Annotated in this window: 11 protein-coding genes; 4 read left to right on the top strand and 7 right to left on the bottom strand. The window is 70.5% G+C overall.

Annotation, left to right across the window (positions count from 1 at the left end):
• Positions 1 to 10: 10 nt before the first annotated feature.
• Positions 11 to 472: a tripartite tricarboxylate transporter TctB family protein gene (locus Plo01_RS08420; protein WP_203889954.1), complete on the bottom strand. Its 462-nt coding sequence runs from the start codon at positions 470 to 472 to the stop codon at positions 11 to 13.
• A gap of 1 nt (position 473) precedes the next feature.
• On the bottom strand, positions 474 to 1,508 hold the full coding sequence (locus Plo01_RS08425; protein WP_203889955.1) for a tripartite tricarboxylate transporter substrate-binding protein: 1,035 nt from the start codon (positions 1,506 to 1,508) through the stop codon (positions 474 to 476).
• A 190-nt stretch (positions 1,509 to 1,698) separates the two neighbouring features.
• On the opposite strand from Plo01_RS08425, the gene Plo01_RS08430 reads away from it, so the two are divergent.
• Positions 1,699 to 2,382 carry a response regulator transcription factor gene (locus tag Plo01_RS08430; RefSeq protein WP_203889956.1) on the top strand — a complete coding sequence of 228 codons (684 nt, stop codon included), beginning with the start codon at positions 1,699 to 1,701 and terminating at the stop codon, positions 2,380 to 2,382.
• A gap of 6 nt (positions 2,383 to 2,388) precedes the next feature.
• Positions 2,389 to 3,921 carry a sensor histidine kinase gene (locus Plo01_RS08435; RefSeq protein WP_203889957.1) on the top strand — a complete coding sequence of 511 codons (1,533 nt, stop codon included), beginning with the start codon at positions 2,389 to 2,391 and terminating at the stop codon, positions 3,919 to 3,921.
• Positions 3,922 to 4,009: 88 nt separating this feature from the next.
• Here the strand turns inward: Plo01_RS08435 and Plo01_RS08440 are convergent, their stop codons facing one another.
• The gene (locus tag Plo01_RS08440) at positions 4,010 to 4,969 is read right to left on the bottom strand and encodes a TAXI family TRAP transporter solute-binding subunit (RefSeq protein ID WP_203889958.1); all 960 of its coding nucleotides are present in this window, start codon (positions 4,967 to 4,969) and stop codon (positions 4,010 to 4,012) included.
• Positions 4,970 to 5,167: 198 nt separating this feature from the next.
• On the opposite strand from Plo01_RS08440, the gene Plo01_RS08445 reads away from it, so the two are divergent.
• Positions 5,168 to 5,545, top strand: a complete 378-nt coding sequence (locus tag Plo01_RS08445) for an STAS domain-containing protein (protein ID WP_203889959.1) — start codon at positions 5,168 to 5,170, stop codon at positions 5,543 to 5,545.
• Positions 5,546 to 5,582: 37 nt separating this feature from the next.
• On the opposite strand, the gene Plo01_RS08450 is transcribed toward Plo01_RS08445, so the two are convergent.
• Together Plo01_RS08450 and Plo01_RS08455 are read right to left on the bottom strand one after the other, a co-directional pair.
• Positions 5,583 to 5,957 (bottom strand): SCO4225 family membrane protein, encoded by a 375-nt coding sequence (locus Plo01_RS08450; RefSeq protein WP_203889960.1) that lies wholly within the window; start codon positions 5,955 to 5,957, stop codon positions 5,583 to 5,585.
• A gap of 229 nt (positions 5,958 to 6,186) precedes the next feature.
• A complete protein-coding gene (locus Plo01_RS08455) occupies positions 6,187 to 6,456 on the bottom strand; it encodes a hypothetical protein (RefSeq protein WP_203889961.1) in 270 nt (89 codons plus the stop codon).
• Positions 6,457 to 6,685: 229 nt separating this feature from the next.
• Here Plo01_RS08455 and Plo01_RS08460 point away from each other — a divergent pair, with 229 nt between their 5' ends.
• Entirely contained in the window at positions 6,686 to 7,717 is a 1,032-nt protein-coding gene (locus Plo01_RS08460; RefSeq protein WP_203889962.1) for an NBR1-Ig-like domain-containing protein, read from the top strand.
• A gap of 56 nt (positions 7,718 to 7,773) precedes the next feature.
• Here Plo01_RS08460 and Plo01_RS08465 read toward each other — a convergent pair whose 3' ends face one another.
• Complete coding sequence (locus tag Plo01_RS08465; RefSeq protein ID WP_203889963.1) at positions 7,774 to 8,724, bottom strand: peptidase inhibitor family I36 protein; 951 nt, start codon at positions 8,722 to 8,724, stop codon at positions 7,774 to 7,776.
• A 32-nt stretch (positions 8,725 to 8,756) separates the two neighbouring features.
• Positions 8,757 to 9,333: M23 family metallopeptidase (locus Plo01_RS08470; RefSeq protein WP_203889964.1), on the bottom strand; the 577-nt coding region annotated here is incomplete at its 5' end.

Raw genomic sequence — 9,333 nt, forward strand, 5'->3', positions numbered from 1 at the left:
GGATGCCGCATCAGAACCCCAGCCACGGGCCCAGCAGCGGGATCCGCAGCTGGAGTCCGACGACGAAGATGAGCGTGCCGGCCACGGTCAGCCCGGCGGTCACGGCCACGGCCGCGAGCGGCCGCACGCGCGTGCTGGCCAGCGTGGCGAGCAGGGCGGTCACCGCCGACGCCGGGACGAACCCGAGACCCCGTACGGTGAATCCGAAGAACAGGAGCGCGAGCACGATGGCGGCGACCGCACGCCAGGGGACCGGCCCGAACGAGATCATCTCGCCGGCGACGAGTCCCTTGACGACGATCGCCAGGCCCAGGGCGGCCATGATCGCGCCGACCAGCAGCGGGAAGGCACCGGGCCCCATCCGCAGCGGGGTGCCCAGCTCGTAGCCGAGCGCCCCCGCCACGAATGCGCCACCGATCAGGATGAAGATCGCCCCGGCGAGGACGTCCGGGAGGGACCGGCGGCGCTCCACCTCAGGAGGCCTTGACGCCGGCGTCGGCGATGACCTTCGCCCAGGTGCCGAGCTGCTCTTCGAGCTTGGCCCGGTGAGCCTGCGGGGTGGCGTCCTCGGCCGGGACCGGCGCGGTGCCGAGCTTGGCCATCTGGTCGATGACCTTCTGGTCGGCCAGTGCCGTCTTCAGCGCCTCGGTCAGCTTCTGCACGACGTCCTGCGGAGTGCCCTTCGGGACGTAGAGACCGTGCCACACGCTGACCTGGAGCCCGGGCAGCCCGGCCTCGGTCGTGGTGGGCAGGTCGGGCAGGCTCTTGACCCGTTCCGGCGTGGTCACCGCGTACGCCTTCACCTCGCCCGCGGAGATCTGGCCGCTGGTGTTGGTCGTCTGGTCGCACATGAAGTCGACCTGGCCACCGACGAGGTCGGTCAGCGCGGGGCCGGTGCCCTCGTACGGAACCTCCTGGAGCTTGACCCCGGCGGCGGTCTGGAACAGCAGGCCGCACAGGTGGGACGCGGCGCCGAGACCGGCGTTGGCCAGCGTGACCTTGCCGGCGTTCGCCTTCACGTGGGCCACGAGCTCCTGGAGCGTCTTGGGTTCGAAGTCCTTGCGGGCGACGATCGTCATCGGCACCTCGGTGACGAGCCCGACCGTCTCGAAGCTCTCCAGCGGCTTGTAGCCCAGGTTCTGGTACAGGGCGGGCGCCGTGGACATGCCGATGTGGTGCATGAGCACGGTGTAGCCGTCGGGATCGGCCTGCGCGACCTCGCCGGCGCCGACCGTGCCGCCCGCGCCCTCGACGTTCTGGACGACGATCTTGGTGCCGAGCTTGGCGGCCATCGGCTCGGCGATCATGCGGGTGACGGTGTCCGTCGGGCCGCCCGCGCTGAACGGCACGATGATCGTGATGTTCTTGTCCGGGTAACCTCCGCCGGCGGTACCTCCGGTGGCGCCGTCGGTGGCGCCCCCGTTGCCGGCACAGGCGGCGGCGAGCGAGACGACGCCGATCGCGGCGATCATTCGCACGGCGGCCCGGTACCTGCTGGTCGTTCTCATATCGCGGCCTCCTCGTCAGCGCATGCGCATTTGTCGGTGAGTGCTCGGCCTCGGTCTCGGTCTCGGTCTCGGCTGGCAGGGACGCGGATGGTGTCAGGGTAATCCCAAGGAATGCGCCGGATATGTCAGAGGAATCCCAAGAACTGAAAGGCTGCCGCGAGCGCCGATCCGGACCGTACAATCCGCCGGTATGCGGATCACCATCATCGAGGATGACGACCGCGTGGCGCGGGGCCTGGTGACCGTCCTGACCCAGGCGGGCTTCGAGGTGCACCGCATCGCCACCGCCGCGGAGGCCGTACGGGCCGCCCCGTCCGATGTGGTCCTCGTCGACCTGGGCCTGCCCGACGGCGACGGGCTCGACGTGATCCGCAAGCTGCGTGACCGCCCGGAGACCGCCGTCATCGCCGTGACGGCACGGTCGGAGGAGCACGAGCGGGTCCGCGGCCTGCGCGCCGGCGCCGACGACTACATCGTGAAGCCGTTCGGCATCCCGGAGCTGCTGGCCCGGATCGACGCCGTCCTGCGACGCACCCGGGCGGCCCGCGCCCTGACCCACCCGGACGGGCCGCTCGTGCTCGGCCCGATGCGGATCGACGTCGGCACCCGCGAGGTCGCCGTCGGCGGCACGCCGGTGACGCTGACCCGCAAGGAGTTCGAGCTGCTCCTGCTGCTGGCCCGGCGGGCGCCGAACGTGGTGAGCCGCGAGGTCATCCTCGACCAGATCTGGGGCGCGACCTGGGAGCCCTCGAGCCGCACCCTGGACACCCACATCGCGGCGTTGCGGCACAAGATCGGGCCCTCGGTGCTCATCCGCACGATCCACGGGGTCGGCTATCGGCTCCTGGCCGACCAGCCGGAGCTGATCGGCTGACGCGCCGTGCACCGTCGCCTGCTCGTCGTCCTGGTGCCCCTCGCGGTGCTGCTCGTCACGGCGCTCGGGGTGCCGCTCGGCGTCACCGTGGCCGAGCGGGAGATGCAGGAGACCTACGTCGACCGGCTCAACGACGTCGGCCGGTTCGCGTCACTGGCCGAGACCGCGCTGTCGACCGGGCGGACCGAGGCGCTCCACCGGGAGTTGGCGCGTTACCACGAGCTGTACGGCATCCCGGTCGCGGTGATCGACACCTCGGGCACGGTGCTGCTCGGACCGGCCGGCGCGTACCGGGAGGCGGCGCGGGCCGAGCCGGCGTCCCCCCGGATCGTGACCGCGGCGCTGGCCGGGGCGAGGCCGGAGCCGTCCGGCAGATGGGCGCCGTGGGACGACTCCGCGCTCGTGGTCGCCGAGCCGGTGGGCCGGGACAGCGAGGTCGTCGGCGCCGTCGTGACGATCTCGGACCTGTCGAGGACTCGCCATCGCATCCTCGTGCGATGGGCCCAGCTCGCCGGGCTCGGGCTGCTGCCGCTGATCGCACTGGTGGCCGTCGCCTGGCCGGTGTCGGCGTGGGTGCTGCGGCCGGTGCGGGAGCTGGACGCGGCGAGCTCGCGGATCTCACGGGGCGACCTCACGATCCGGGCGGACGCCGAGGCCGGCCCGGTCGAGCTGCGGCGGCTGTCGGAGTCGTTCAACACCATGATGGACGCGGTCGAGAACGCCGTGCGGCGGCAGCGGGCGTTCGTGTCCGACGCGTCGCATCAGTTGCGCAACCCGCTGACCAGCCTCCGGCTCGCGGTGGAGAGTCTGGAACCGCACCTGAGTCCGGTCGGCGGCGGGCGGCAGGTGTACGACGTCGCCGTCGACGAGCTGAAGGCGATGCAGCGGCTGCTGAACTCGCTGCAGGCCAGTGCGCGGATGGAGAGCATACGGACGGCGTCGCCGGTGGATCTCGACGCGGTGCTGGCGACCCGGGTGGACCGGTGGCGGGCGCTGACGGCGGCGGCGGGGCAGACGCTGGTGGTCGACGTGCCGCCGGGGCTGCGGTTGATGGAGCCGACGGGCGGACTGGGCAGCATCCTGGACGAGTTGATCAGCAACGCGTTACGGCTGTCGGACGCGCGGGTGGTGGAGGTGACCGCCCGGGTCGCCCCGGACGGTACGGCGGCCGCCGGGCACGGCGGCGCCGCTCCCGGGACGGCCGGCGGCGCGGCCTCCGCGGCCGGCGGCGTAGCCTTCACGGCCGGCGGCGTGGTCACGATCGCCGTCCGCGACGACGGCCAGGGGATCGGCGCGTCCGAGAGGACCCAGGCGCTGCAGCGGTTCTGGCGGTCGCCGCGGCACCAGAACGTGTCCGGGACCGGCCTGGGGCTGGCGATCTGCGCCGACCTGGTCGGGGCGGCCGGGGGCGAGCTGCGGCTGGAGGAGGGACTGCCGCGCCCGGACGGGTCCGGGCATGGATTCGCCGCGGTGGTCGCGCTGCCGATCGTGCCGGAGGCGGCGTCGCCGTCCGGCGCCCTGTCCCCGCCGGCGGTCTGAGGCCCGGGGCTCCGCACCGCGCTGCCGTCGCCGCACCGGGTTGTCATCACACCGCGCTGTCATCACACCGCGCTGTCATCGTCCCGGGTCAGCGTTTGCGGTCGCGGAACCAGGCGGCCGCGCCCGGATGGAGCGGGACCGACGCGGTGGAGATCCCGGTACGCACGTTGATCTGCCACGCCTCGGGAACGGTCTCGGCGCCGTCGCGGCCGGCGGAGGTGATCGTGCCGGTGTGCGTGAAGATGGTGTCGGTGATGGCGTGGACCAGGTCGTCGGGCAGGTCGTTGCGCGCGAGGAGCACGTTCGGCACGGCGACGGTGCGGGTGGCGGGGACGCCGGCGTAGGCGGTCGCGGGGATCGCGGCCGGAGTGTAGGGACCCGGGAACGCCGTGATGAGCGCGTCCGCCTGCGCGTCCAGCGGGATCAGCCGGATCGGGTCGCGCTGCGCCAGCTCGGTGACGGCGGGTGTCGGGACGCCGGTCAGGGAGAACATCGCGTCGATCTCGCCGTCACGCAGTGCCGCCGCCGATTCGGCCTGGCTGAGGTACCGGCCGTCGGCTTTCACCGGGCCGAGCCCCAGGACCCGCAGCGACGTGAACTCGGTGCCCGAGTCGCGGGCGCCGAGGGACACGCGCCTGCCTTCGAGGTCCCGGAACCCGCCGATCGCCGAACCGGCCATGACCACGAGGTGCAGGTGGCTGTCGTAGAGCCGGCATATCGCCGAGAGCCCTTCGGGCGCGCTGCCGTCGGTCGTGATCAGGGCGTCCAGGCTCGTCAGCCCGAGGTGCACCTCGCCGGCCCGCAACATCCGGATGTTGTCGGCGGACGCCCCGCTCGGCACGGTGGTCACCGTCGCGCCCGGCACCTGCTCGGAGATGTGTCCGGCCAGCGAACCGCCGATGCGCCGGTACACCGCTCCCGCCGGCCCGGTGGCCAGCCGCAGGCGGACCTCGTCGATCTCGGGCTCCCGGGAGCAACCGGCGAGCAGCCCTCCGGCGGCCAGGAGCACCGCCCGTCGGCTGAGCCGTGACTCCGGGTTCGGCACCATGCCGAGATGATACGGATGCCGGCCGTCGGCCGCCGATGACGACGACTGTCCCTTCTAACGTGCGGTATAAGGGCGTGCACCAAATTCCACGACTTGCGAGAAATCAGAACCTATGAAGGTGGGTATCGCTTTACCCTGGGGCAGAAGATCGGTGCGGGGAGTGGCGAGCGGACCATGAGTGTAGGGAACATGGGGCCGGTGGGAGTGCGGTCCCCGGACGAGACGCCCTTCAGCGTCGACCTCGATCTGCAGGGCAAATACGTCGTGGTCCACGTCACCGGAGCACTGGACATGGCCACCTCTCCCTTGCTTCGCGTCGCGTTCGAACCGATGTGGGAGTCCGTGCGAGAGGGCTGCCTGATCCTGAACCTGACCTCGATGACCTTCTGTGACTCCTCGGGAGTGGGTGCGCTGATCGCGGCCTTCAAGCAATGCCGGGAGCGCAGGACGCGACTGCTCCTGGCCGGGGTCCCGCTCTACTTGTTGCGGATGCTGCGCACCACGCAACTGATCACCCTGTTCGAGACCCACGCCACCTTGGAGGAGGCACTGGTCTCTTCGGCCGACGGAGCCTGAGCCGGGCGCACGTCCGGCGTGCGCGGCCCTCGGTCGCCTACGAACCCGGCTCCTGCTCTTCGCGGGCATCCTGAAACCGGAGCGCCCCCGCCGGAGGCGTGGTCTTCTTCCGTCCGCGTGCGATCAGCCAGAGGAGCCATGCCTGGAACAGCCCGGTGGCGGTGTACGTCAGCAGGGCGAGCGTCGAGGGGAGCAGGTCGACCGGAAGGAACATGAAGAACTGGGAGAGCGGAGAGGTGACCGCGAACAACACGATCGCCTCAAGGCCTTGGCTGCCCGGCTGGTGGGTGGCAATCTCCACGTAGACGGTCGCGGCGATGACGATCAACGCGTAGGGGCCGGCGATGGACAGGGCGAAGGCGCCCCGGTCGTACCGGGAGACGTGGCGGGCCATCGCGTGTGAGAGTCGCATGAGAGCAATTCTTGCTGGTCAGCGACATATACCCATGAGTAGGGATACTCAGGGATGTCGTGTCGGGGTGCTCATCTCCGGGCGTTCATCTTCGCCGCGGCGCGAGTCTTCACGGCACGAGTCTTCACGGCACGAGTCTTCGCGGCGCACGAGGCGCTCCGCACCGGGTGCGGCGTGGGTCCCGGAACGCTCCCGGCTCCGGGACCCGCGCCGCACGCGCCGGTTGCCTCTACTGCGAGACGTACAGGGCCCAGCGGTTGAGCCGCCACATCAGAACGCAGTAAGCGGACTTCCCGGCGACGTTGTATTTGGCAGCCGCACTCGCGCATGAGGCCTGGGTCGGGTAGAGGCCGTACACGACGGGTCCGTACGTGCCGCCGGCCGTGGCGGCGGAGGTCTGCGCGGTGGCCGCCTGCGCGGCGGTGGGGAAGGCGAGGGCGGCGAGGACGAGGCTGACGCCGGCCGCCGTACGGCGGAGTGCGTTCGTGTTGAAAACCATGGGGTGAACGGTAGGAGTCGTCCCCCTTCCCGGTCATCAAAGCACCCCTTGATTCCATGTCCCCCTCTGGGGTGATTTTCCGGAATCAGGATGTCCCCCTCCCGGAGACGCCCCCCTCGACCGGCGGCCCGGCCGGAAAACGGCCCGGCCCGGGTGCCGGGCCGTTCGATTCCATGCGTGACATTGCTGTGAGTTGAGTGAAGAGTGGGGGTGCTGTTAGCTTCGTCCGGTGGACGACAGGCGTGCACGGGTGGAGGCGATCGAGGACTTCGCGGGGGTCCTCCGGGAGCTGCGCCGGTCGGTTGGCAATCCGCCTTTTCGGGAGATGTCCGGTCGCTCAGGGGCGATCTCCCACACGACGTTGCACGAAGCCACGAAAGGCAACCGGCTCCCGAGCTGGGAGACCACCGTCGAGTTCGTCAAGGCGTGCGGCGCCGACCCGGCCGCCTATCGCGACCACTGGGAGAGGGCGAACCGGACGGTCCGGGGAGCGGGCGCCGGGGATCCTCCGACCGCCGACGCCTCAGCGGATCGTCCGCACGGTGGAATCGCGGGCGCCGCGGAACTCCGTACCGCGCACGTCGCCGTGGCGCCGCAGGCGTCCGGACCGGCCGGCGAGACCCCGGCGTCCACGCCCGCGCCGCCGTCACCCGTCGAGGATGCGGGCGACATCCGGCCGCCCCTCCCCGCGCCGGGGGACCGAGGGCGATCCCGGCTGACCCGCCCGGTCGCGCTCGTCGCGGCGGCAGCCGGTGTGGGAGCGGCGGCGATCCTCATCGTGAGCATCGCCGATCGCGGATCCGGGCCCGCCGAGCCCGGCCCGGGCCTGTCCGCGGGCCCGTCGCCGTCCCCGGTCGCCTGCCCGGCGCGTCAGACCAATCCGGCTCCGGCCCCGCCCGCGCACAAGGGCGATGCGGCCGAGTTCGTCGCGGACGTCACGCTGCCCGACTGCAAGCGCGTCGGGGCCGGCGAGACCGTGTCCAAGGTATGGCGGCTCAAGAACGCCGGGACCGTGCCGTGGAAGGAATACTCGCTGCGCCGCCTCGACTCCCCGCAGGGAACCGATCAATGCCGGACCGTCTCCGACGTGCCGGTCGAGGAAACGCCGCCCGGCGAGACGGTCGACATCCAGATCGACATCACCACGCCGAGGAAACCGGGCTTGTGCTACGTGCGGTTCAAGATGGTGGACGCTTCGGGAAGGATCGCGTTCCCCGGAAACCGGCCGATCAACTTCCAGATCATCGTCGACGAACCCTAGTTCCCCGCCGTGCGCGACACGGCGGGGAACCAGGGTCGGACGGACTCCGGGGGTTGTCAGGATGTAAGAGCGATCCCGTTGTAGTAGGACTTGAGGATCCTGGAGTGGCCCCAGCCGGCTCTGGCCTTATCGCGAGAGCCCCTCTGCGACATCCAGTCCCCGTTGACCCACATGCCGCACGCCGTCGTCGTCGCGCAGTATTGCGCCTGGAAGATCTTCCCGTTGCGCGTCAGCCGGGTGCCCCACGTCGCGTCCACCGCGGCGTTCGTCGTCGCCGTCGCGGAGCCGGGCTTGTACACCTGGCTCGACGTGTGGTCGTAGACGTCGAAGCACCGGCCGTCCGACGTCTTGCGCGTCGAGTGCAGCGCCCAGTACCAGCCGTAGTTCTTGACGGCGATCGCCCCGGCCCTGAGGGACTCCGTCGGCCAGTACGACAGCCACTCGTTGGGCAGGACGTTCTTGACGTAGGTCTTGAACGCCACCCTGTCCACGCGATCGAGGGACTTGCGGTACACGAGGATTGTCGTGGGCGGCCTGCTGTGCGTGCCGTCGGTCTTGCACGCGGTCGGCGACGCGGAGCTCAGGAACCGATGCGAGGCGTTCTGGTTCTTGAGGGCGGCTTTGAGGTTGCCCTTGGCGCCAGGCTTGAAGTCCTGGTAGATGCTGCCGCCGTAGTTGCTGTTGAAGTAGACGCGGACGGTCTTGCCGCTGCGGTTCCAGACCGAGGCGGCGGAATTCTTGATGCACTTGCCCTTGCCGTTGCCGGGTCCCTTGAAGTCGTAGCAGGAGGGCTGCTGGGTGGCGTAGTCGGCGACGGATCCGGTGAAGTCGGAGACCGATCCCTGGTTGTTGCTGTTGAAGTAGTAGCAGAACTCGCCGCTCTGGCACACGCCGTCGCGGTTGGCCGCCGAAGCGGGCGAGGCGGTGGCGAGCACCGATCCACCGAGCGCCATCGCGGCGACCGCCGTGATGAGCCGCGAGATCGGCCGTGCAGTTCGTGGAGACACAGTTGCCTTCCTCTTTCGGAGACCGCGGGGCGCTATCGGAGGTTGTAGCCCTGGGAGATCCAGAACGAGGTCGGGTTCGGGTTGCTCAGAGTCGGGTCGCCGACGCTCTTGGAGGCGAACTTCTGCCGTCCGGTGCGCACCTCGACGTGGGTGTGCGCGCTCGCACTGGACGACACCCCGCGCCACCCCTCGTCGGCGATGATCTGTCCGCGGCTGACCTGCTGGCCCACGCGCAGGGAGGACCGCGGAGCGGAGTGCAGATAGATCACCGTCTTGTTCAGTGAGGCGTTGTAGACGGCGATCGTGGAGAGCCCCGAGCGGCCGTTGTACCCGCGCGCGAGGTAGATGACCTGGCCGCTCACCAGGTTGTGGACGTCCGAGCCCACGCCGCGGCCGAAGTCGATGCCCTCGTGCCGGCCGGGGGTGTTGGTGTAACCGTCGAAGCCGCAGGTGATCTGGCCGCCGCCGGCCTTGTACAGCGCGTACGAGATGTTGACGCGCGGCGATGACGACGGACTGAACTGGTGCGAGGCGTTCTGGTTCTTGAGGGCGGCTTTGAGGTTGCCCTTGGCGCCGGGCTTGAAGTCCTGGTAGATGCTGCCGCCGTAG

It is taken from the genome of Planobispora longispora, from assembly GCF_016863135.1.
In the GTDB taxonomy this organism is placed as follows: domain Bacteria; phylum Actinomycetota; class Actinomycetes; order Streptosporangiales; family Streptosporangiaceae; genus Planobispora; species Planobispora longispora.